Here is a 24331-nt window from a genome sequence, read left to right on the forward strand (position 1 = left end):
GTGGAACTCCTTTTTTGTTTAAGAGCGCCCACTTAGGGCCTTTTTATCGAGCAAGTTTTGAGGAACCATCTATGGTTAACAGCATACTGCAAGTCTCTCCAGCAAAGGCACCCCGATGGACCTAAAAAGTGGTTACCCCTTTTGGGCTGTGAAGAACGGCCTATTGAAAACCTTCCCGCAGCTTACCCGAGACCACCAAAGTGAAGTGGTGGTGATTGGTGGCGGTATTACGGGCGCGCTGATTGCTGATGAGCTGAGCCGACACGGCCACCATGTGGTCGTACTTGAACGACGCGATGTGGGGTGGGGGAGCTCCGCTGCCAGCACCGCCTTGCTTCAGTATGAAATTGACACACATATGACGGAGCTTGCGAAGCGTTACGGTGAAGCCGATGCGGTGCTTGCTTACCGTGCTTGCGCCGATGCTATTGGTGAGATTGAAACCTTGGCGGCGGGCCTGGGGGATGTGGATTTTGAACGTCAGCAGAGTCTCTACTATGCCAGCAATGACGAAGATGTTGCGTCCTTAAAAGAGGAGTTGTCGCTACGTTTAAAGCACGGCTTTGACGCTTCCTGGCTCGAAAGTGATGCCATCTTGGCGGAGTACGGCTTTGTAGCACCCGGCGCGATACTTACCCAGCTGGCCGCCAGTATCGATCCGTATCGTATGGCTTATCAGCTGTTTACTAAGTTAGTCGAGCGCGGTGGGGAAGTGTATGACCGTACGCAAATGGAGACGATGACGCCGGATGAACAGGGAGTCACGCTCACGCTTACTAACGGTGCCACGCTGCGCTGCCAGTACGTGGTAATGGCGGCTGGCTATGAGTCGCAAGCCTGGTTGCCTGAGAAGGTCGCTATTAACCGCAGTAGCTATGCGCTGATTACCGATCCGCTACCGCCGGAGGCATTAGGTAAATTGCGTCATACCATGGTGTGGGAGTCCGCGCGGCCCTACCTTTATATGCGTACGACCTGCGATGGCCGGCTTTTAGTGGGAGGGGACGATGATGATGAAGATATTCCCAAACGTCGCGATGCTCGGGTAGAAGAGAAGGCCGAAGGGCTGGCGAATAAGGTGGAGGCTCTATGGCCCAAGCTCGATATCAACCCGACGTTCTCATGGGGAGGCACCTTTGCTGAAACCGATGATGGCCTGCCTTTTTTTGGTCCCCATGAAGCGCACGGGCCACGGGTACATTTCGCCATGGCGTATGGCGGTAACGGCATTAGCTATAGCATGATCGGCGCAACATTACTGCGGGCGCTGATTGAAGGAGAGGAGCATCCGCTGGCAGAGCTGTTTTCATTCCGGCGCCTAGCCAAAATGAATGAACAGTAAAAAGCGACCTTGGCATCGGCCCTAAAACCAGTCATAAAATCTAGCGGCGCGTCAGTGGAAAACGAGACTTCTGAAGGGATATTCACAAGGATTGAGGGCCATGAGCCATACACTGTATTTACGGGCACTTGAGCGCAATGATCTGCGCTTTGTCCACGAGCTCAATAATAACCAGAGCATCATGTCGTACTGGTTTGAGGAGCCTTACGAGTCATTTGACGAGTTAGAGGAGCTCTATAACAAGCATATTCATGACAATGCCGAGCGGCGCTTTGTTGCTGAAGATAGCCACGGTGCCGCGATTGGTTTGGTGGAACTGATTGAGATCGACTACATCCATCGCAGTGCCGAGTTTCAAATCATCATTGCCCCGGACCATCAGGGTAAAGGATTTGCCCGTTCCTTGATTCGCCAAGCATTGCACTACTCCTTCACTATCCTAAACTTACACAAGGTATATCTCATTGTGGCGGTGGAGAACGTCAAAGCGATCCATCTTTACGAAGAGAGCGGTTTTATTGAAGAGGGGCACCTAGTGCAGGAGTTCTTTATCAATGGCAAATACCGGGATGTGAAGCGCATGTATATTCTGCAGAACACCTATCTCGATCAGCTGGATACCACCGAAGCACCTGAATCCAACTGGCTATGATTCTCCCAATTAAAACGCCTCGCTGAGACGAGGCGTGGGATGTAGCGGATATTGCAAGGTATAAAACAGTGCTTACGCTTAGTCCAGGTAGGCCTGGATTGCATCAAGCGCTGCCCGCTGCTGTTGAGCGCGTTTGGCCCATACTTCCATGATATCGGCTTCCATCGCCTGTGCTTGATTAACTGAGTGCTGCATGGCGGCTACTCCTTTTTCAGAGGTTAGGTGGAAAATATTGTTATTCACAGCCTATTTTTGTACACGAGTGAATTTGTGCATAGCAGCATTTTAGCTGTGGGGAATGATAATAAGAGTTTTTGCAGGCTTCCGATAGTCCAAAAGGTGTAGGTAATTTGCCATTTCATGTAAGCATTTGCTTACATTTAAGCCGCTTATGGCACTATAAGTTTGAATGGAAAAGGTTTTCATAGACATAAAAAAGCCGGGAATGACCCCGGCTTCGGTGATTATCTTTTAGTCTTAAGGGGATAAAGCACCTGAATTAACCTAAATAGGCTTTCAGCGCTTCGACTGCGGCGCGATGCCACTGGGCGTTCAAGTTCCAGAACTCCAGAACTTCTTTATCGCGTGCAGGGGGAGTTATTAGAAACGTCATAGTGTGGTCCTCCTAGTGGGACTACATTGACAGTATAGCGCCTTTTTGTTGCGATGCAGCATTTTGAGGTGAGTGGCTGCTATAAAAAGGCCCGCATTACGCAGAATAAGTGATAACCCGCTAGGCTATATCCTGCATCATCTACTATCAGTTCGCCGCGAAAGGAGTCGCTAATGAGCACCAATGTTGCTGAAATCATGGTCGAAACTCTTCAAAATGCAGGTGCAAAGCGCTGCTACGGAGTTGTAGGAGATACGCTTAATCACTTCACCGATGCCCTGCGACAAAGTGACATAGAGTGGATAGGCGTTCGCCACGAAGAAGTCGGCGGATTCGCGGCTGGCGGTGAAGCCTACCTTACCCAAGAGTTAGCGCTGTGTGCCGGTTCCTGTGGGCCAGGCAGCCTGCACTTTGTAAATGGTCTTTTCGATGCACATCGCAATGGTTCACCTGTCGTGTTCATTGCGACACAGGTACCACTAGGCGAAACAGGCAGTAGTTTCCCCCAAGAAGTCGATCAATCTCGAGTGTTCGAACAGTACAGTGTGTTTTGTGAAACCCTGAATTCCCCTGAACAGGCACGCCGAATGACGGCGCTTGCTGCGCAAAACGCGCTGGCAAAGCGTGGGGTCGCGGTATTGATCGTTCCAGGTGATATTTTCAATCAAACGCCGCAAAACCAACTTGCTTATCGTACCCACCGGTTTAACTACTCACTACGCCCGACAGCGGCGGCCTTGGTTCCCGCTGTTCAGCAGCTCAATAAAGGCGGCAATATCACGATATTCGCCGGTGCAGGCTGTGAAGATGCCCGTGAACAGGTGATTGCCCTGGCAGAAAAACTGCAGGCGCCCATCGCCTGGACCTCCCGCGCCAAAGATTTCATCGAGCATGATAATCCGTATCAGGTTGGGATGACCGGCGTTTATGGCCTTGAAGGCGGCTACCATGCTGTCGCAGAGTGCGACACGTTGCTGCTACTTGGCTGTAACTTTGCATTTAGCCAGTTTTACCCAGAGAGCGCTGCGATTATTCAGGTGGATCACGACCCAGCACACATTGGTAAGCGTTACCCTGTTGATGTCGGCATCATAGGCAGTACGCGAGATACATGCGAAGCGCTCTCTCAGGTCGTCGAGCCTAATAGCAGCACGCGCTGGCTAGAAAAATGCCGCAAGCGCTACCAAAAATCACTGCAGAAGTCGGCTCATAAAAGCAAAGACGATGGGCTAATCCACCCTCAAGAGCTAACGCTCGCTCTTGATCGTTTGGCCAATGACGATGCACTGATCACAGCAGATACCGGCAGTGTTAACGTGTGGATGTTGCGTCACATTCGCTCGCTGGGCCAGCGCCGCACCCTAGCAAGCTTGCAGCATGGCACCATGGCGAACGCCTATCCTCAAGCGCTGGGTATCCAACTGGCATATCCAGATCGTCAGGTCATCGCTATGTGCGGTGATGGCGGGCTCTCCATGTTAATGGGCGACCTGTTAACCCTAGTGCAGCGGCGTATTCCGCTTAAAATCGTGGTGTATAACAACAGCTCGTTAAGCTTTGTGGAGTTGGAGCAGAAAGTGGAAGGGTTACTGGATGCCTATACCGAGCTGGAAAATCCTGATTTTGGGCGTGTCGCACAAGCCATGGGTCTGTGGGGTAAGCGCGTTGAACGAGAAGATCAGCTTGAGGACGCTATTGGCGACTGGCTGGCATATCCCGGCCCGGCGCTGTTGGATGTGGTTGTGAACCCAATGGAACTCGTCATGCCGCCTAAAGTGGAATCAGGACAAGTGGCTTCTACTGCACTTTACTCCGCTAAAGCGGTGCTGAGTGGGCGTATGGATGAAGTGGTTCATTTGGTCAAAAGTAACTTTTTAAAACGCTGAGTGGCTTATCACCATAATGGCAGCAGCAGGCATAATGCAGTTTGTTGAGTGTTATTTACCTTAGTAATGTCTTTTGGGGAGGCCTATGCGGCTGCGTATTTTGTCTGACTTACACCTGGAGTTTTTTGACGGAAACCGTGAGTTGCCTGAGGTGGACGCCGATGTAGTGGTTCTGGCAGGAGATATTCACCACAAGTGCGAGGGGCTTACCTGGGCTCGTCGGCGCTTCCCTGATACCCCGATTATCTATGTGCCGGGTAATCATGAATTCTATGGCACTTGCATGTCGCTACTGCGTGATGAACTGGCGCTAGAGGCCGAGCGTCTTGATATAGAGCTTCTTGATAACCGTGCCATTACGTTTAATGGCACGCGCTTTTATGGCACAACACTGTGGACGGACTTTGCGCTCTATGCCAATGACCCTACCCAAAACCCTGCCCATACCGAATCAAAAGCATTGCAGTACATGCCCGATTTTAAGATCGTTCAAACTTCTCCAGGAGTAACATTCACACCCCAAGCGAGCCAGCAGGTGCACGCTGACGCACTCACTTGGCTTGAAGAAGCGCTATCTCAACCGTTTGATGGCCCAAAGGTGGTGGTGAGCCATCACGCTCCCCTTCATGACTGCATTCCTGATCAATATATAGGCGATGCGTTATCCCCCGCGTTTGCCTCCCATCTGCCGCAATTAATGGGCAAGATGGATGTATGGGTGCATGGACATGTTCACGAGCCCGTGGATATTCTGCGCAATGGCACTCGCATCATCGCTAATCCTGGCGGTTATCCCTACGAGTTTAATCCGGTGCTGTTTAAGCCGGATTGGGTGATAGATATCTAAACGCTTAGTTTTCAAAAAGAATCGCTATAGGCCTGGGCTGCCAATAGCGATGTGAGCTGCATGATCGCTACTGCTACTTTGGTTTAAATTCCGCTGGTTTTGCTTGTGATCCAACGCGCCTCTACTTACCTTCCAGTTGTATGATGTATTACATAAAGAGTCAGGCGGCTCAATAACTAACAGTGTAGTAGGCATATGTTCCCAAAAATCAAAACAATGCGTGTAATTCCAATTGCAGGCTATGACGGCTTCTTGCTTAACCTTAGTGGCGGCCACGCCCCCTGGTTTATTCGCTGTGTAGTCATCCTTGAAGATGACGCGGGTAATCAAGGTGTTGGTGAGATTCCGTCCAGTGGCGGCATACTTAAAGGTTTAGAGCAGTGCCGTGAGCTGGTGGAAGGCTCTCCAATCAATAATATCAAGCACACTCTGAATCAGGTTCGCCTGCGATTAGCTCAGAACGGACGTGAAGAGCGGGGGCGCCAGACGTTTGATATGCGCGTAGCGGTGCATGTGATCACCGGTATTGAGTCGGCACTATTAGACCTCTATGGGCAGGCGCTACATCTACCCGTTGCCGACCTGCTTGGTCAGTATGGCCGTCAGCGTGATGAAGTCGAAGTATTGGGCTACCTATTTTTATTGGGTGATCCGGCCAAGACAGACCTCCCGTACCCTAAAGCGCATAATCCTCAAGATAGCTGGGACGAAATACGCTACCAAGAAGCGCTAACCCCCGATGCCGTGGCTAATTTGGCCAAAGCCGCCTATGAGCGGTATGGGTTTAAAGACTTTAAATTAAAAGGTGGTGTATTACGTGGCGAAGAGGAAGCCGAATGCATTCGCGCCCTACATGACGCCTTCCCCGATGCACGATTAACGCTTGATCCCAACGGTGCCTGGAAACTCGATGAAGCGGTGCGAGTGCTGGAGCCTATCAAACACCTGCTGAGCTATGCTGAAGATCCCTGTGGTCAGGAAGAGGGTTATTCAGGGCGCGAGACCATGGCGGAGTTCAAGAAGCGCACCGGACTACCCACCGCTACCAATATGATTGCGACAGATTTTAAGCAGCTGCAGTATGCCGTTCAGCTAAATTCTGTCGATATACCTTTGGCAGATTGTCACTTTTGGACCATGCAAGGTGCGGTCAAAGTCGGTGAGCTTTGCAATGAGTGGGGCATGACCTGGGGCTCTCACAGTAATAACCACTTTGATATATCGCTCGCCATGATGACCCACGTTGCGGCGGCTTGTCCGGGTGAGATTACCGCCATTGACACCCACTGGATTTGGCAAGACGGGCAGCGTATCACGAAAGAACCTCTGCTCATCCGCGGTGGCAAACTCAAGGTGCCCACTATCCCAGGGCTGGGAGTTGAGCTTGACAAACAAAAACTTATGGAGGCACACAATCTTTATAAGTCGTTGGATACCACGCAGCGAAATGATGCCATGGCCATGCAGTTTTTAATTCCTGGCTGGGAGTTTGATCCCAAAAAGCCCGCCCTAATCCGCTGAAGCCGTGTATGAACGACTGCTACTTTGGTTTAAATTTTGTTAGTTCTGCTTGCGAGATGCTCCGCTGATGCATATCGTTTAAGTTGTATGATGTATTACATAAGATGTTGGTCAGCTCTTACTGCCTGTTTATGTCTTGGCCAACACATTTATAAAGAGGGTTCAATGTGACATTTTCAAGAGAAGCAGTGGTCAATGCTATCGGCGATGGCTTGTTATCGTTCCCGATTACGGATTTCGATAATCAGGGCCGCTTCGATGAAGCGAGCTATCGCAAGCGGCTCGAGTGGTTTATTAGCCATGAAATTTCCGCAGTTTTTGTCGCGGGTGGCACAGGGGAGTTCTTCAGTCTTTCGCTGGAAGAGTATCGTCGGATTGTTCGCGTAGCGGTCGAGGTCATTGATGGGCGCTTACCGGTTATTGCCAGTGCTGGGCTAAGCGTGGCAACAGGCACTGCGTTTGCAAAAGCTGCTGAAGAGGCGGGTGCTGATGGCATTCTCTTAATGCCGCCGTATCTCACTGAGTGCCCGCAAGATGGATTGGTCGAGTATGCTCGTCAGATTTGTGATGCTACGTCAGTGAACGTGATTTATTACAATCGCGGGAACGGCATCTTGACGGCGCCTTCTGTTCAGGAGCTCGCTGACCTATGTCCTAATTTAGTCGGTCTTAAAGATGGTAAAGGCGATATTCAAGCGTTAAACAAAATCGTCAAAACCGTAGGAGACCGCTTAGTTTATATCGGTGGTGTACCGACGGCTGAAATTTTTGCTGAAGCCTATGTCTCCATTGGAGTGAACACATACTCCTCTGCCGTTTTCAACTTTGTACCGGAAATGGCTGTGACGTTTTATAAGGAGTTACGCAAAGGCAATAAAGACGTTGTGAAACAGATCACCAACGACTTTTTCATTCCTTTTGTAGATCTCAGGGATCGAAAAGCGGGCTACGCCGTTAGCCTGATCAAAGCAGGTGCTGAGCTTATTGGCCGCCCAGCAGGCAGCGTTCGCGCGCCTCTGTCAATGCCAACCAAAGATGAGTGCCAACAACTTGAAGCGCTTATCAAAGTAGCCAAGAAGTATTAACCCACTACTAACTATCACTAATAGTTAGTATGTAATTACCAATAATAAGAGGATATTACACATGCGCACACATAATAACTTCATGAGCGCCAGCGCTATGAAAACCAGCTTTTTGGAACCCCGTTCTTTAAAGTCTCACTCTTTAAAAGCGATGCTGCCTACCGTTAGCGTAATGGCACTCATGGCCTTTGCACTGCCTGCTCAAGCGGATAACTGGCGTGGCTGGAATATTCACCCTGATGGTTACCCCAATTCAGTGGCAATGGAAGAGTTTGCAGAAGCGGTAGCTGAGCAAACGGAAGGACGCATTACCCCACGTGTTTATAACAATGCGGTACTGGGCGACCAGTCGGATGCTATTGAGCAGACCCGCAACGGAGCATTGGACTTTGCCAATTTTAATATGGGACCCATGGGGCCCATCGTCGCAGAAACCAATGTGTTCTCATTACCTTTTCTGTTCAATAACGTTGAACACATGCATACGGTAATGGATGGCGAAATTGGTGAACGCTTCGCTGACGCTTTAGAAGCAAAAGGGCTGGTGGTTTTATCCTGGTTTGATTCAGGTGCAAGAAGTATTTACAACACTGAGCGGCCCATCAAAACGCCGGAGGATGTGGAAGGCTTAAAGATTCGAGTAATGAATAACGATCTTTATGTCGACATGATTGAGGCAATGGGCGGTAATGCCACTCCGATGTCTTATGGCGAGGTGTATCAAAGTTTAACCACTGGCGTGCTGGATGGGGCAGAAAATAACTACCCCTCTTTTGAGTCAAGTAACCACTATGAAACGACGGATTACTTCTCACTGACTGAACACTTAATTATTCCTGAGTGTTTGTGTGTGGCGAAAGCTAGCTGGGACGAACTCTCAGCAGAAGATCAAGAGATCATTCGTGAAATAGGCGAAGAAGCCTCAGTGCGCCAGCGTGAGCTATGGGTGGAAAGTTCCGAAGAGAGTCGTCAGATAGTGCTTGATCACGGCGTGCAGATTAACGAAGTTGACGACAAAGCAGCCTTCCAAGCGCTTATGGAGCCTATGTATGAAGAGTTTATTGCTAACAATCCAGGCACGGGTGAGCTGATCGAGGAAATTCGCGCCACCGAGTAATTCTACCTCCACACGCTTCCGGCAGTTAGTGCTGCCGGAAGTTGAAAAGGATATGTGCCGTGAGTATCGAACTTGAACCCTCAGTCGATAAAGAAGACGCAACAGAGAGCAGCTCGCTGAATAGAATTCTAGACAGTGCTGCCGCATTATGCATTTTGGTTGCGGGCATTTTATTAGTAGCGCTTATTGTTACATTTGGATGGTTAGTCTTTGGCCGGTATATATTAAACAATACGCCAACCTGGGTTGAACAGACATCTCTAGTGCTGGTTGTTTATATTACCTGCTTAGGTGCAGCGGCTGGCGTAAGACACCACAGCCATCTCAATATAGATTTTGTTCGCGAAAGCTTTTCTGGCCCTATACGCGACATAATGCACCATATTTCTGATCTTTTTATCTTCTTTTTTGGCGGCTTTATGGCTTTCCAAGGTTGGAAACTGGTAATGACTAACTTGGAGCGAGCCATCCCCATGATAGGACTCTCAGAAAGTTGGCGTGCGGCTCCCCTGGTGATATGTGGTGTGTTAATCATGCTGTTTTCATCGGCTGATATAGCGCAGCGCTTACTAACTCGAAAAGTAAAGAGGGTATAATCGATGGGTCTTATTATTCTTTTCGGGATATTTTTTCTGGGCCTTTTAGTGGGCGCACCGGTGGCTTTTGCTGTTGGGTTAGCGGCCGTTGTAACGTTTCTTTATGAAGGCTTACCACTGTTTGTTGCCTTTCAGCGCATTCTTTCTGGTATTTCTGTTTTTTCGCTGCTCGCTATTCCCTTCTTTATATTTGCCGGTGAGTTAATGATGCACGGTGGTATATCTACCCGCCTTGTACGTTTAGCCTCAGCGATGGTAGGTAAGGTGCGCGGTGGTTTGGGTATGGTGAATATCTTCTCCTCCATGCTGTTCGGAGGAATCTCGGGTTCGGCAGTAGCAGACACCTCAGCGTTAGGTTCTATTCTAATTCCGGTAATGAAAGAGAAAGGGTATGACGCCGACTATGCCGTCAATGTCACCGTGACATCATCGATCGCAGGCGTCGTCATCCCACCTAGCCACAACATGATTCTGTATGCAGTTGCAGCAGGCGGAGGCATCTCCGTTACCCAACTGTTTATAGCCGGTATTGTTCCAGGCATATTGATGTGTGTCAGCTTAGCCGTCGCTGCTTATGTTGTAGCGGTGAAGCGCGGTTATAAGGGGGAGGCCTTCCCTGGCTGGTATGCGTTGATGATCAGCTTTATCGCTTCTCTGCCTGGCCTCATGACCGCGATTATTATTGTCGGGGGTGTGCTTTCGGGCATTCTAACCGTGACAGAGTCAGGCGCCTTCGGTGCTATCTACGCCATTATTGTAACTGGACTGGTTTACCGAGAACTGACCTGGGCCTCTTTCAAGGCCGCTGTTGTTCAGGCGGTAAAAACCACCTCGCTAGTGATGATTTTAGTCGGCTGTGCATCGGCCTTCTCTTATCTACTTGCCCTCTATAATGTCCCCGAAATGCTGACCACGGGCTTGATGGCTATTTCCGATAAGCCGGTCGTTATTTTCCTCATGCTTAATATCATCCTTTTGATTCTTGGCATGATTATGGATATGGCGGCGTTAATCCTTATCTGCACGCCTATTTTCCTACCTGTGGCCATGCAGTTCGGCATGGATCCCATTCAGTTCGGCATCATTATGATGATGAATTTGGGGCTAGGCCTGTGTACACCTCCGGTAGGTGCGTGCCTATTTGTGGGCTGTGTCATTGGCAAAATTAAAATCGAGGAAGCAGTACGCACTATTTGGCCGTTCTTCTTAGCACTGTTTGCAGCCTTGATGCTGGTGACTTATGTTCCCGCCATCTCATTGACTTTGCCCGGCTTTTTCCAATAGGTGCGCTTTCAAAAAGCTGCTAAAAAGGATAGATCGATTATGAAAGTTGTTGCTGTAAACACGCATATACTCGATTACCAACTTGAGACGGCATTTGAGAGTGCCTCTATGCACTTCTCCCGTCGCCAGCACTGCCTAGTTGAGATCATCTGTGATGATGGCACCATTGGCTGGGGGGAGTGTTTAGGGCCTGCTAAGCCCAATGCCGCCATTGTGGAGGTCTACGCCCAATCATTAATAGGCGAAGATCCGCTGCAAACGGAAAAAGTTTGGCTAACGCTTTATAACCGTTTACGCGACCAAGGTCAGCGCGGTTTAACGGTCACGGCATTAAGCGGTATTGATATCGCGTTGTGGGATATCAAAGGCAAGCGCTTTGGCGTGCCAATCTCAACGCTACTGGGTGGCCGCTTCCGTGACAGCGTGCGTGCCTACGCCACCGGTTCGTTCGCTCGGGCAGGTGTTGACCGGGTAACCGACATAGCCGCTGAGGTGGCAGGCTATCGCCGCGATGGCTTTCATGCGGTGAAGATCAAAATCGGCTTTGATGTCGAAGAGGATCTGGAAGTGATTGCCGCCGTGCGAGATGCCATTGGCCCTGATATGCGCATGATGATTGATGCCAACCACGGCTATGACTATCTAGAAGCGATCGAACTAGGCCAGCGTGCCGCCCCCTTTGGTATCGACTGGTTTGAAGAACCTGTTCTGCCAGAGCAAATTTCTACCTACGAAGCCGTTCGCGCTGGCCAGCCCATCCCTATCGCCAGCGGTGAAAACTGGCACGGGCGCTATGCCATGCACGAGCCGTTGGCTCGCCGCGCAGTAGATATTGTGCAACCGGATATCTGTGGTGTCGGTGGGTTTAGCGAAATGCGTCGAGTCGCCGATATGGCGGCCATGCACGGCGTGCGCTTGGTACCTCATGTGTGGGGTACAGCCGTATGTCTAGCGGCAAGCCTGCAGTTCATGGCCGCGTTGCCGCCCAACCCGCCACGTCGCAAGCCGATCGAACCGATCATGGAGTTTGATCGTACTGAAAACCCTTTCCGTCAGGCCGTCGTGCAAACGCCCTTGGAACATAACCAGGGCGTGATGACAATTCCCGATGGCCCAGGGCTGGGTATTGAAATTAACCGCGATGCGCTATCCACCTACGCACTTAGGGACAAATAACCGTGTCTATTCCAATTAATACACGACCATTAACCGGAACGCCGCCAACGTTGAAAGCGCCTGCAGGGGCAACTGATTGCCACGTTCACCTATATCTGCCGGGCTTTGAAGCGCAGCCGGGTGGCCCTAAAATCCCTGAGCTGGCAACGGTCGATGACTACCGCCGGCTGCAAAAGTGGCTCTCGCTGGAGCGCGTTGTGGTGACGCAACCCAATGCCTACCAGTTTGACAACCGCGCGATATTACAAGGCGTGGCGGAAATAGGGCAGGAAAATGCCCGTGCGATTGTGGCGGTAGCGCCGGATGCTGACGAATCCCAGATTGAGGCGTTTCACGCCCAAGGGGCACGTGGGGCGCGAATTATGCAGTTGCCCGGCGGCGCGGTAGGGATGGATCGTTTAGCAGAGGTGGAAGCACGGATCAAAGCCTTCGGCTGGCACTTAATGGTGCAGTTTAATGGTCGTGAGGTTGACGACTATATGGCCACGCTGAAAGCAATCAAAACCGATTACATCATTGATCATATCGGTAAGTTTATGCCGCCGGTGGCCGCTGATGACCACCGCGTTGACCAGCTTCTTAGCTTGCTGGATCGTGGTAATGCATGGATAAAAATCTGTGCGGGTTATGAAGCTAGCCTAACCGGCGGGCCCGCGTATTCCGATGTCGGCCCTATCGCAAAGCGACTTATTGAGCATGCGCCTGAGCGGGTTATCTGGGGCACGAACTGGCCTCATGTCGGAGTTCCGCGTGAGCAATATCCAGATGATGCCGAACAGCTTGATGTATTGCTGCAGTGGGCAGATGAGACCACCCGTCAAAAGATCCTGGTGGATAACCCTGCCGCGTTGTACGGCTTCTAAGCCTGTCCATAATTTTACCAAATAGTAAGGAATCCATATGTTAAATCGAATTTTAGTTACCGGTGCGGCTGGAGGCTTGGGCAAAAGCTTGCGACCTCATCTATCCAAACTCGCTAAGCATGTTCGCCTGTCAGATATTGCAGATTTAGGCACTGCGGATGAGGGCGAGGAGTTAATTCAAGCCGATCTAAGCGATATGCAGGCCGTGACCGAGTTAGTGCGCGATTGCGATGGTATTGTTCACCTTGGTGGTATGTCGGTAGAGAGCCCTTGGGAAGCCATTTTACAGGCCAACATCCTGGGTACCTATCACCTGTATGAGGCAGCCCGCAAGCAGGGTAAACCACGCATCGTATTTGCCAGTTCCAATCACACCATCGGCTTTTACGAGCGCAATCAGCTAATAGACAACCAAGTGGTTCAAAAGCCCGATTCACTGTATGGCGTTTCAAAGTGCTTTGGCGAAAATCTTGCCAGCCTGTACCACGATAAATTTGGCGTAGAAACACTCAGCGTCAGAATCGGTTCTTGCTTCGATAAGCCTGCTGATACCCGTATGATGGCGACATGGTTGAGTCAGGCGGATTTTGTTAGTTTATTGCAGCGTGCGTTTGTGACACCGCGTTTAGGGTATACGGTGGTGTATGGCGCATCGAATAATACAGAAAAATGGTGGGATAATTCACGTGCTGGTTTCTTAGGCTGGGCGCCACAAGATAGCTCTGAGCCATGGCGGGAAGAAACGGAAGCGTTGGATTTTGATATTGATAGCAGTGATTTGGCCGTGCGCTATCAAGGCGGTAAATTCACCAAATCAGGTCACCCTGACGACGTTTGATGGCACTTATAAGACCTAAGTTGTGCGATATAATACAACTTGGACATTATTGAAGGATTGCTTTCATGGCCAAACCTAGCGCAACGGCTTCTGCCTTAAAACCGCTTCAAGTAAGTAAAGTGACGCAGCAAGGAAGCTTGTCCGTGCACGTGGCCGACCAATTGGAAGCGTTAATCACCCAGGGAAAAGTCGCGGTGGGTGAGAAGCTACCTACTGAGAATAGCCTGTGTGACTCCTTTGGGGTTAGCCGCACAGTGATCCGTGAGGCGATTACCCACCTTAAGTCCCTAGGGTTAGTGGAAACCCGGCGAGGCGTAGGCACCTCGGTGCTACGCTCTTCCAAAGTAGATGCGCGTCCTGCAGAGCGTATTAACCCGACGACTGTGGAAGATATCTTGCACCTGCTGGAACTGCGGCTAACCTTAGAGCCTGCGGCGGCCGAATTAGCAGCCTTACGCCATGACGATGAGGATCGGCAGCGGCTTGAAGCGCAGCATCTCGCTTTTAGTAATGCGTTTGCCGCCAAAACCCAGGCCAGGGAAGAGGATTATCTATTCCATTTTGCGATTGCCACCGCGACCAAAAATCCCTTTTTCCAATCTTTTTACAAGCAGTGGAGCCAGAGCGTGATTCCCCGCGCCAAACTGCTGAGTATCGATATTAACCCGATCTCTTCAGAGCGCTATTTAGAGCGCGTTCAGGAAGAGCACACTTATATCCTTGAAGCTATTCTTTCCCGCGATGCTCAAGCTGCCCGCGAAACGATGTATCAGCACCTTAACCGGGCGCGCAATACTTATGCTCAATACCGTGACCAGTAGCATCGCGACCAGTGACATCACTGACAAGATAAGGAGCGACCTATGACGATTCGAGGCGAAATGCTAATCGGTCAACAAGCAGTGACCGGAACTCAAGCCAACATTCAAGCGGTTAACCCCGCCACTGGCGAAAAGCTAGAGCCCATCTATATTGGCGGCAGCCGGGCACACGTTGAGCAAGCCTGCGAGCTAGCTGAAACGGCCTATGCTACCTATCGCGAAACGCCCCTCGAAGAGCGGGCGACCTTTTTAGAAACCATTGCTAGTGAAATTGAAGCGATTGGTGGTGCGCTGATTGAGCGTGCTATGGCCGAAACGGGCCTGCCTCAGGCGCGCATCGAGGGCGAACGGGGTAGAACCTGCGGTCAGCTGCGTTTGTTCGCTTCTGTTGTCCGCGCCGGCGAGTGGCTGGATGTACGCATCGACCCAGCGCTGCCGGAGCGTCAGCCGCTGCCCCGCGCCGACCTTCGCCAGCGCCATATTGCATTAGGCCCTGTGGCCGTTTTCGGCGCCAGCAACTTCCCGCTGGCCTTCTCGGTAGCGGGTGGCGATACCGCATCAGCCCTGGCTGCTGGCTGCCCGGTAGTGGTCAAAGGCCACTCGGCGCACCCAGGTACGTCTGAGCTAGTCGGGCAAGCGATTCAAAAAGCTGTGAAAGCCTGCAACTTACCGGAAGGCGTGTTCTCGCTGCTGTTTGGTGCCGGTAACGAGATCGGCCAGGCGCTGGCTGATGACCCGCGCATCCAAGCCGTTGGTTTCACCGGCTCGCGCAGTGGCGGTATGGCGCTGATGAAAACCGCCCAAGCACGTCCCCAGCCGATCCCGGTCTACGCCGAGATGAGCAGCATTAACCCTGTTTTCTTGCTACCGGCGGCTCTGAAAGCGCGTGGTAAAGCGCTGGGTGAAGCCTTTGTCGGTTCGCTCAATATGGGCGCGGGCCAGTTCTGCACCAACCCTGGCCTGGTGATTGCGGTAAAAGGCCCTGAGCTGGATGCCTTTATTGAAGCGGCACGCGGTGCGGTGGAAGCCAGCGGCGCACAGACCATGCTGACGCCAGGCATTCATCGTGCCTATCAAGAGGGAGTTTCCAGCCTGAGCGGTGCTGATAAAGTGCGTGAAATTGCTCGTGGCCAAACCGGCAGTGACTATCAGTGCCAAACGGGCCTATTTGCTGCATCAGCGAGCGATTTCCTTGCGTCTGAAGCGCTGCAAGCGGAAGTGTTCGGTGCCACCTCGCTGGTGGTTGAGTGCGCAGATGAGGCGGAAGTGAAACGTGTTGCTGAGCAGCTAGAAGGTCAGCTCACCGTCACACTGCATATGGATGACGCCGACCTGGAGGCCGCTAAAGCGCTGCTGCCCACCTTAGAGCGTAAAGCAGGGCGTATTCTTGCCAATGGTTGGCCCACCGGTGTTGAGGTTTGCCATGCCATGGTGCACGGCGGCCCGTTCCCGGCTACCTCTGATTCACGCACGACCTCGGTAGGGACGGCGGCCATCCACCGCTTCTTACGGCCAGTTTGCTACCAGTCTCTGCCTGAAGGCTTGCTGCCCGATGCGCTTAAAGAGGGCAACCCGCTGAAGGTGTCGCGATTAGTTGACGGTAAGCGCGAACTTTAAAACACAGCTGCCACTATTGCAGTTCAAAAGCAGGCATTGTTTGCCTGCTTTTTTAGTGCCTTTTTTAAAGACGGTTTTGAATAAATAATTAATAAAAAGAGTATTTTAGGTGATTCCATGAGTGATGATATTACTATTTCTCTACAACAAGCTGAAGCGCTGAGTAACAAGGTGCTTACCCATAACGGCTATAGTCAGGCCCACGCCGACGCGATAACACGCAGCGTTGTGGCGGCCCAACGGGATGAGTGCCATTCCCACGGTTTATACCGGCTCATTGGCTGTGTCCAAACCGCCTTAAACGGCGGTGTTGATACCCAAGCCGAGCCAACGTTCACTGACCAAGCAACCAGTGTCGTCAAAGTGAATGCGAATAAGGGCTGCTCGCTGCTATCGTTTGAAATGGGTAAGCCGCATTTGATCGAGAAGGCTAAACGTAGCGGAATTGCGGCGCTTGCGATTAATAACAGCTTCCACTTTTCAGCGCTGTGGTCTGAGGTGGAAACGCTTTCAGCAGAAGGGTTGGTGGCATTGGCCATGACGCCCAGTCACGCTTTTGTGGCCCCGGCGGGTGGTACTTCGCCCCTTTTTGGCACCAATCCCATCGCTTTCTCTTGGCCACGCCCAGGGAGTACACCTTATACGTTTGATTTTGCCACCAGCGTGGTCGCCCGTGGCGAGATAGAGCTACATCGGCGAGCGGGCAAATCTATCCCCGAAGGGTGGGCGATTGATAGTGAGGGTAACTCGACGAAAGATCCAGTGGCGGCACTCGCTGGCGCTATGCTGCCCTTTGGTAGCTATAAAGGCTCCGCGCTTTCCACCATGGTCGAGCTTTTAGCGGGCCCGCTGATTGGCGATTTGCTAGGCCACGAAACCCAGGCCGCGAATGCTGAGAAAACCGGCAAGCCTTTTCATGGCGAGTTGATTATTGCCATGTCGCCTGAGGCTTTTTTGGGCAAGGACGCAGAGAGCCACCTCAAACACGCTGAAGTCCTTTTCGAAGGCATACTGGGCCAAGGTGCGCGCTTGCCTTCTCAGCGCCGCTTTGAGGCGAGGGAGCGAAGTCGAGTCAATGGCTTGAGCTTTCCTAAGGCACTGTATGATGAGCTGACGCAGCTTGCTGCTGGTTAGTTTTTAATGCGTTTTTTTGGGGCGGGGTCAAAAAACTGTCTAGAATCGTGGGGTGGCATCGCCATTTAGGCGAGCTGACTCAGCACCCTGAGTTAGGGTAAATACTCAGGTGTGAACAAAAACGAACTGGAGAGCATTCCCATGGAGACCCTCGAATTACTCATTGCCCCGCTGCGCGATGGTCTCTATACCATCATGATGCCTGTCAGTAACTTTATCTGGAGCTACATTCTTGTTTATCTGCTGCTAGGCACTGGCTTGCTGTTTACCATCATGACCCGGGGTATGCAGTTCCGGATGTTCAGGCATATGGCTTATGTCACGTTTACCGCCCGCGGTGCTGGCGATGGCATCAGCGGCTTCCAGGCGTTTGCAACCTCAATGGCGGCTCGGGTCGGTACCGGTAATTTAGCCGGGGTGGCGTTAGCGCTGTGGATTGGTGGGCCTGGGGCGATTTTCTGGATGTGGGTGACGGCGCTATTGGGGTTTGCCACCGCGTTTATAGAATCCACCTTGGCGCAGGTTTATAAGCACCGTAATGAAGATGGCGTCTTCCGCGGTGGCCCCGCTTTTTATATCGAGCGTTGCCTGGGTTGGCGTTGGTTGGGCGCGCTGTTTGCCGTGTTTCTGATTATTGCCTACGGCTTGGCCTTTAATGCCGCTCAGTCGAATACCATCGCCCAAGGCATGAATGGCGCCTTTGGTATTCCTCATTGGCTCACCGGCGTTGTGATTGCCATTCTGGCAGGCTTCGTCATTTATGGGGGGCTTAAGTCGGTGGCGCGAACCGCCGAGAAAATTGTACCCGTCATGGCGATTGCGTATCTGCTGGTGGCGCTTTGGATTCTGTTTGCCAACCTTTCTGCTGTGCCCGATATGCTCTCACTGATCGTCATGAGTGCCTTTGGCCTTGGCCCCGCAGTGGGTGGCGTCGCGGGCTACGCTATTAAAGCGGCAATGGAAAACGGCATTAAGCGTGGCCTGTTCTCCAACGAAGCGGGCATGGGGTCAACGCCCAATGCGGCTGCCCAAGCAACCGTAAAGCACCCGGCGGCGCAAGGGCTAGTTCAATCCTTTGGTGTGTTCGTCGATACCATCGTGATCTGTAGCTGTACGGCGGTGGTTATCTTGCTCTCTGGTGTTTATGAGCGGCTGATGTCGGAGTCGCCCGGCGACAGCATCGAAGGTATTCAACTGACTCAGGATGCCATGGTTGACCATTTAGGCGGCTTCGGGGAAATATTCATCGCTCTAGCGATTCTGTTTTTTGCTTTTACCTCCATCTTGGCTAACTTCTCATTCTCGTCAGTGAATATTGAGTTTCTGTTCCGCCGCCACGCTAAAAAGGCGGTCAGTGTGTTCAAGGTGATCATTATCGTTATGGTGCTCCTTGGCTCTGTCGCCGAGCTAAGCGTGGTGTGGGACTTTGCCGATCTGGCCATGGGGCTGATGGCCACAACTAACCTGTTCGCCATACTGTTGATGGGCCCAATCGCCGTTGTAGTGCTGAAAGATTATGAGCGCCAGCGCCGCGAAGGCATTAAGGAGCCGCTGTTTGACCCTGCCATTCTTAAACGTCCAGAGCTGGTGGATGCAGATGTATGGCCAGTGAAAGAGGCAAAACAAGAGTAGGGACTTACATTTAATTAATGCGGCCCTCTGGCCGCTTTAAGCTCGCGGCGTCAATAAATGCTTTTGCTCTCGGGTCCTGCATATAAGCCACGTTAAGACGCAGCCAGGGCGTCGCTTGGTGGTCGGCAAAAAACAAGTGCCCTGGTGATAGCATGACGTCCCACCGGTTAGCCAGCTCGCTCAGTTGTTGGGGCGAGGTGGCTGCCGGTGGTTTTGCCCATACAAACATCCCACCTGCTGGCTCGGTATAGATCTCCCAACCTGCTCCCTTGAGCATTGTCAGCGCTATGGCCATCTGGCTAGAGAGCTTGGTGCGCAGCCGTTCGGTGAGCTTTCGATAGCTACCGTTTTGTAGCAAGGTAGTAACCACCTGTTCTGCAAAGCGCGAAGCTGAGATGCTGGTCAACATTTTGATATCGACCAATGGCTGTACCTGCGGTGGAGGGGAGGCGATAAAGCCAACTCGCAGGGAAGAGGAGAGGCTTTTTGAGAAGCTGCCCAGGTAAAAAACGCGCCGCAAACCGTCAAGTGCTGCAAGGCGCGTGGTGGGTGTGTGTTGAAAATCCGCATAGATGTCATCTTCAATAATCTGAAAATCGTACTGTTCGGCGAGCTGTAACACTCTGTGCGCTACCGCCGGGGTTAGAGTGCTGCCCGTGGGGTTATGGAACACACTGTTGATATAAAACAGCTTAGGGCGGTGCTGGACTAACATCGCCTCCAATCGCTCGATATCCGGCCCATCGGCGAGACGCGGTACGCCTACCACGCGAATGCGCTGCAAGTGAAGCAGGCCGAACAGGTTGTAATAGCCAGGCGATTCCACAAACACGACATCGCCAGGCTCAAGCAGCATTCGAACCAATAGATCCAACGAATGGCTGCCGCCGCCGGTCATCACGATCTGTTGGGCATCAGCGGTAATTGCCAGCGGCCGCAGGCGCTCCTGAATCAAGCCGCGTAGCAGCTGCGAGCCATGAGGTGTGCTGTATTCAAAAATTCCAGGACGGCTCTTACGTGCGACGGAGCGGATAGCGTGAGTTAGATCATCACCTTCGCGCCAATCGCTGGGAAGCCAGCCGCAGCCTAGTTTTAGGGCGTGTTCATTGGCATTGAAAAGCCCCCACAAGCCGTTGGTGACCTCTTGCAGCGCGTTATTGACAGCAGGCTGTGAGGTAAATGAGGCCGCATTATCAGCCACATAAAAACCTGAGCCGGGCCGTGAGCGCACCAACCCGGCCGCCACCAGTCGTTCATACGCTTCAATAACCGCATTACGGCTAATGTGATGGGTAGCGGCTAAACGGCGAATCGAAGGCAACCGGCGGCCGCCACCTGCGCCGTGTGCTTTAATCCACGCGCGAATACCCGCCTCAAGCTGCTGGGCGATGGAGGTATTGGCGTGTCGATTAACCTCTAGTTTCATAACTGACCCAATGGTTTTCAACTGTTCTCGGAAAGAGCGGAACAGTGCCGTGATAGTGATGGATAAGTGTACCTTACCGCTGTGGTGTAAGCGTGCGAGCTTAGCGGTTCACTGATTGACACACTCAGGACTTCGCTATGAGCCGCACGGTTAACCCAGCTATCAACAGAAGGAGTGCCGCCTGTTTGGCCTTTGCGCTGTGTATGATTACCTCGGCGGTTAATTTACAGGCGCCACTTTATGATGCGTTCGCGGCTCGGGATGGTTTAGGGGTAGGAGCGACCACCGTCGCCTTTGCCTGCTATGTGATGGGCGTTTTGCCGGTTTTGCTCGGTTTAAATGGTCTTGCTGAGCGGGTAGGGCGCAAGCCATTAATCGTAACGGCGCTGCTGTTAAGCCTGTTGGCTACCACTCTCACTCTGGTGGCGCCTAATTTGTACGCGCTGGGGGTGACCCGCTTTCTGCTCGGCATCAGCATGGGGCTGACATCGGCGGTAGCACCGGCGTATATGCAGATAGTGTTAGAAGGTAAGGACAATCGTGTCGCGACGAACTATGTGACGGCCAGTACCGCGCTTGGGTTTGGTTTGGGGGCCGCTGTCACGAGCCTGTTTGTTTTTCATACCCCAAGTGTGTCGCCGCCCAGTCTGTGGCTTTATCTCGCTTTCGCTTCACTGGCGCTAGTGGCCGTTTCCACACTTAAGGATCGTGCGCCCAATGCGACTAAAAGCCCAATGCTGCGTCTGCCCAGCTACCCTCCAGGCGCATTCGCTTATGGGTTGGCTATCATGCTGGCTTGGGCGATGGTCGGGTTAGTGATTGCGATTTTACCCTCTACGCTACAGCAGCACGGGTTATCAGCCTGGAGCGGCTTCGCCACGTTTGGTATTTGCAGCTGTGGTGTACTCTTTCAGCCCTGGGCGCGAAAGCTCAAACCATATGCCGCCACTCGATTGGGGCTTCTAATACTGCCGTTGGCCTATGGGTTGACCGCCTGGGGCGCTGTTCATGGCTACCTTGTGGCTGTCCTGCTGGGCACGATCGCCGCCAGCAGTGCTTGCTATGGATTTATCTATTTGGGCGGTTTAAGTGGGGTACTGGCGGTTGCCGGGACATCCTCAACCCAGGCCAGTGCTGGCTATTTTCTGATGGCCTATCTTGGCTTTAGTATCCCGGTCATTACCACCGGGATACTGATTGATGCTGTAGGGCATACGCCCGCCTTAACGCTGTTTGGGCTGGCGCTACTGGGCGGCGTAATCAGTACAATCTTTTTGCTGCGTAAAGCACAATAGTGACTTAAAGGTGCTTGCCGTAGGATTTTTCTACCAATAGTCCGCACGAAGGGGCCGCCCAGCGGGTATTGGCAGTAAATACCACATCACACACCACCGGCGAGTAATAGCGGCGTACTTCTTCATCAACGCGGGCGCGCAGGGCATCTTGGTTGGCGATGGAGAGGTGGGATGTTTCGGGCAGCACCACATGCACGATGACATACAGCAGGCGACCAGGGCGTACCATGCGTACGCGCACTTCTTGAGTGTCGGTAGCCGCCAGAGCATTCGCCACGGCTTGGCGAACGGGTACCGCGATAGCTTCTTCAGGCGTTTTGTTGAGCAGTTCTTTTAGTGCCTGGGAGGCCATACGTACAGGTACGCCTAAACAGAGCACTACCACTGCAATGACGAGCACCGAATCCACATAGGGCAGAATAGCCTGCCAGCCCAAACGCTCGAATACGATCACTAAGCAAAATGCGGTTAGCACCGCAGCCGAAATGATGCTGTTGACCACCCAGTTAAGCTTGTCTGCAGCCACTAAGGGACTGCTCACATGCCGCTGACTACGGTGCATCACCCAAGCCGTCAGCGAACAGGCAAAGGTAGCAAACAGGGCATACAGGACGGCCAAACCCGCTGCGATGACACGGCCGCCGGTGAGCAAGGCAGCAATGGCATCAACCAACGCAAAGATAGAGACGCCTAAAATCAGCAGTCCCTTGCAGAGATTCACCAATGACTCAAAGTAGCTATAGCCGAACGGGTAGGACTCACTATCCGGACGGCTGGCTAGTTTGCTTACCTTTATAGTCACCAGGGCGACACTGAAATAGATCAGATTGAACAGCCCATCGAGAAGGATCGCTTGGGAGTTAGAGGCGAGCGTAGCAATAATGCCTGCACAGCCAATGAGCAGCGCCATAAAAGCGGAGAAGGCTAAGGTACTCGATTCACTCTTCACGAACTTTTCTGCTCCTATGCTTACCTAATAAAGAGGCTGGCAAGCATAGCAATATCATTGGTCGCAATGTCAGCGATTTGTTTGTCATCACTTTATTGAATGCCTTCAGCCTTTGGCCCGCCGACTCTGCATCCCCGTGAGAGATGTACTTATGCGCCACGCAGAATAGGGCTTTGGAAAGGCCGAAAAGGTTGTACTAGCCTTACATGGCATACGAATGACTGACGTTAAGCCAAACAGGAGGGTGTAACGATGCCGATGCTAAGTGTAGGAACGGAAAAAGGCACACCGGTTGAGCTTTATTATGAAGTGCGCGGGGCGGGCAAGCCCGTAGTGCTGATTCACGGCTGGCCGCTAAGTGGTCGCTCATGGGAAAAGCAGGTGCCCGCACTGGTAGAGGCGGGCTACAAAGTGGTTACCTATGACCGCCGCGGGTTTGGTGGGTCGACGCAGGCTGATGGCGGCTACGATTACGATACGCTGGCGTCAGACCTCAAGAAACTGATCGACGCGCTGGATTTGCACGATGCCACTCTGGTGGGCTTTTCCATGGGCGGTGGTGAAGTGGCCCGGTATCTCTCCAGTTACGGCACGGGGCGTGTTCAGAAAGCCGTTTTTGCAGCGGCGGTACCCCCTTACTTATATAAGTCAGATGACAACCCCGAAGGTGGCCTGGATGACGCCACCATTAATCAGTTTTTAGACGGAGTGAAGGTTGATCGCATCGCGTTCCTGGAAGATTTTACCAAGAACTTTTTCACTGCAGGTGAGCGCAGCGGTTTAATCAGCGAGCCAAACCGCCAGTATCATCGCGATATCGCCGCCTTCGCCTCTCCTCAAGCCACTTACGACTGCATTAAAGCCTTTAGCTATACCGATTTCCGCAAAGACCTGCCCAATATCGATATTCCTACCCTGGTTCTTCACGGTGACTCGGACGGCATCGTGCCGTTTGAAATCAGCGGCAAGCGGGCGCAGGAGCTTCTACCCAATGCCAAGACAGAAGTGATTAAAGGCGGGCCACATGGCCTAACTGCTACCCATCCTAACGAGTTTAATCAGGCTTTGATTAAGTTTTTGGATAGCTAAAGACGCATGTACTGAACGCTATATGCGTATTTCGAGTGTTGTATGGAGAATAGCGCCGCCTCGAAAAAGGCGGCGCTGTTTAATGGCTTGGCATTACCCCTCAACCCAAACCTCTTCACCCTTAAATTCAATTTTCCAGGTTTGCAGCTTAACGCTCTCATCCTCCAGGCACTGACCATCTTCAAGGCGGAAGTGCTGCTTATAAATGGGTGAGGCGACCACCGCCGAGCCTTTAAGGTCGCCGACGATACCACGGGCGATCACATTCGCTTTGGAGAAAGGGTCAAAGTGGTCGAGAGCGTAAAGTGGTTTACCCTCTCCTTGTAAACGATCGCCGGGGAGATAGAAAATCGCTACTTGAGCCGGGCCTTCGGCGATTTCAATCCAGGCGGCGACGCCTGAAAACTCTACCAGATCAGCCTTGGTGCAGACTTTTTGCCACGTCTTACTGTCTTGAGAAGCCATGGTATCCATCTCTTTTTTCAGTGCCATTGCGGTCATGGGTTGCCTCTTTTTATTCGCTATCAGTTATAAAATGCGCAGGCTCG

Annotated in this window: 21 protein-coding genes; 18 read left to right on the plus strand and 3 right to left on the minus strand. The window is 52.1% G+C overall.

Features of this window, described 5'->3' with window-relative positions; genetic code table 11:
- Positions 1-115: 115 nt before the first annotated feature.
- The 16 genes from MLE19_RS10385 to MLE19_RS10460 all read left to right on the plus strand — a co-directional run bounded on the left by MLE19_RS10385 (position 116) and on the right by MLE19_RS10460 (position 19024).
- Positions 116-1342, plus strand: coding sequence for an NAD(P)/FAD-dependent oxidoreductase (locus tag MLE19_RS10385; RefSeq protein WP_240718112.1), 1227 nt, complete (start codon positions 116-118; stop codon positions 1340-1342).
- Positions 1343-1442: 100 nt separating this feature from the next.
- A complete protein-coding gene (gene speG, locus MLE19_RS10390; RefSeq protein ID WP_240718113.1) occupies positions 1443-1994 on the plus strand; it encodes a spermidine N1-acetyltransferase in 552 nt (183 codons plus the stop codon).
- A gap of 786 nt (positions 1995-2780) precedes the next feature.
- On the plus strand, positions 2781-4493 hold the full coding sequence (locus MLE19_RS10395; RefSeq protein WP_240718114.1) for a thiamine pyrophosphate-dependent enzyme: 1713 nt from the start codon (positions 2781-2783) through the stop codon (positions 4491-4493).
- A gap of 85 nt (positions 4494-4578) precedes the next feature.
- Entirely contained in the window at positions 4579-5340 is a 762-nt protein-coding gene (locus MLE19_RS10400) for a metallophosphoesterase (protein ID WP_240718115.1), read from the plus strand.
- Positions 5341-5535: 195 nt separating this feature from the next.
- A complete protein-coding gene (locus MLE19_RS10405) occupies positions 5536-6861 on the plus strand; it encodes an enolase C-terminal domain-like protein (protein ID WP_306420910.1) in 1326 nt (441 codons plus the stop codon).
- Positions 6862-7028: 167 nt separating this feature from the next.
- Positions 7029-7946 carry a 5-dehydro-4-deoxyglucarate dehydratase gene (gene kdgD, locus MLE19_RS10410; RefSeq protein ID WP_240718117.1) on the plus strand — a complete coding sequence of 306 codons (918 nt, stop codon included), beginning with the start codon at positions 7029-7031 and terminating at the stop codon, positions 7944-7946.
- A 61-nt stretch (positions 7947-8007) separates the two neighbouring features.
- Positions 8008-9063: a TRAP transporter substrate-binding protein gene (locus MLE19_RS10415; protein WP_425356808.1), complete on the plus strand. Its 1056-nt coding sequence runs from the start codon at positions 8008-8010 to the stop codon at positions 9061-9063.
- 59 nt (positions 9064-9122) lie between these two features.
- Positions 9123-9659 (plus strand): TRAP transporter small permease, encoded by a 537-nt coding sequence (locus MLE19_RS10420; protein ID WP_240718118.1) that lies wholly within the window; start codon positions 9123-9125, stop codon positions 9657-9659.
- Positions 9660-9662: 3 nt separating this feature from the next.
- Positions 9663-10943 carry a TRAP transporter large permease gene (locus MLE19_RS10425; protein WP_240718119.1) on the plus strand — a complete coding sequence of 427 codons (1281 nt, stop codon included), beginning with the start codon at positions 9663-9665 and terminating at the stop codon, positions 10941-10943.
- Between the two features lie 39 nt (positions 10944-10982).
- Complete coding sequence (locus tag MLE19_RS10430) at positions 10983-12119, plus strand: mandelate racemase/muconate lactonizing enzyme family protein (RefSeq protein WP_240718120.1); 1137 nt, start codon at positions 10983-10985, stop codon at positions 12117-12119.
- A gap of 2 nt (positions 12120-12121) precedes the next feature.
- On the plus strand, positions 12122-12982 hold the full coding sequence (locus MLE19_RS10435) for an amidohydrolase family protein (protein WP_240718121.1): 861 nt from the start codon (positions 12122-12124) through the stop codon (positions 12980-12982).
- 37 nt (positions 12983-13019) lie between these two features.
- A complete protein-coding gene (locus MLE19_RS10440) occupies positions 13020-13820 on the plus strand; it encodes an NAD-dependent epimerase/dehydratase family protein (protein WP_240718122.1) in 801 nt (266 codons plus the stop codon).
- 65 nt (positions 13821-13885) lie between these two features.
- Positions 13886-14641 (plus strand): FadR/GntR family transcriptional regulator, encoded by a 756-nt coding sequence (locus MLE19_RS10445; protein ID WP_240718123.1) that lies wholly within the window; start codon positions 13886-13888, stop codon positions 14639-14641.
- Between the two features lie 42 nt (positions 14642-14683).
- A complete protein-coding gene (locus MLE19_RS10450; protein ID WP_240718124.1) occupies positions 14684-16258 on the plus strand; it encodes an aldehyde dehydrogenase (NADP(+)) in 1575 nt (524 codons plus the stop codon).
- A gap of 117 nt (positions 16259-16375) precedes the next feature.
- Positions 16376-17392: an Ldh family oxidoreductase gene (locus MLE19_RS10455; protein WP_240718125.1), complete on the plus strand. Its 1017-nt coding sequence runs from the start codon at positions 16376-16378 to the stop codon at positions 17390-17392.
- A 141-nt stretch (positions 17393-17533) separates the two neighbouring features.
- Complete coding sequence (locus MLE19_RS10460) at positions 17534-19024, plus strand: alanine/glycine:cation symporter family protein (protein ID WP_240718126.1); 1491 nt, start codon at positions 17534-17536, stop codon at positions 19022-19024.
- Between the two features lie 10 nt (positions 19025-19034).
- Here MLE19_RS10460 and MLE19_RS10465 read toward each other — a convergent pair whose 3' ends face one another.
- A complete protein-coding gene (locus tag MLE19_RS10465) occupies positions 19035-20450 on the minus strand; it encodes a PLP-dependent aminotransferase family protein (protein ID WP_240718127.1) in 1416 nt (471 codons plus the stop codon).
- Positions 20451-20587: 137 nt separating this feature from the next.
- On the opposite strand from MLE19_RS10465, the gene MLE19_RS10470 reads away from it, so the two are divergent.
- Complete coding sequence (locus MLE19_RS10470) at positions 20588-21745, plus strand: MFS transporter (RefSeq protein ID WP_240718128.1); 1158 nt, start codon at positions 20588-20590, stop codon at positions 21743-21745.
- A 4-nt stretch (positions 21746-21749) separates the two neighbouring features.
- Here the strand turns inward: MLE19_RS10470 and MLE19_RS10475 are convergent, their stop codons facing one another.
- Positions 21750-22694 (minus strand): cation diffusion facilitator family transporter, encoded by a 945-nt coding sequence (locus MLE19_RS10475; RefSeq protein WP_240718129.1) that lies wholly within the window; start codon positions 22692-22694, stop codon positions 21750-21752.
- 252 nt (positions 22695-22946) lie between these two features.
- Between MLE19_RS10475 and MLE19_RS10480 the strand changes: the two genes are divergently transcribed.
- Complete coding sequence (locus MLE19_RS10480) at positions 22947-23783, plus strand: alpha/beta fold hydrolase (RefSeq protein ID WP_240718130.1); 837 nt, start codon at positions 22947-22949, stop codon at positions 23781-23783.
- Positions 23784-23876: 93 nt separating this feature from the next.
- Here the strand turns inward: MLE19_RS10480 and nirD are convergent, their stop codons facing one another.
- The gene (gene nirD, locus MLE19_RS10485) at positions 23877-24284 is read right to left on the minus strand and encodes a nitrite reductase small subunit NirD (RefSeq protein WP_240718131.1); all 408 of its coding nucleotides are present in this window, start codon (positions 24282-24284) and stop codon (positions 23877-23879) included.
- Positions 24285-24331: the final 47 nt, after the last annotated feature.

The sequence above is a fragment of the Vreelandella neptunia genome (assembly GCF_022489065.1).
Taxonomy (GTDB): domain Bacteria; phylum Pseudomonadota; class Gammaproteobacteria; order Pseudomonadales; family Halomonadaceae; genus Vreelandella; species Vreelandella neptunia_A.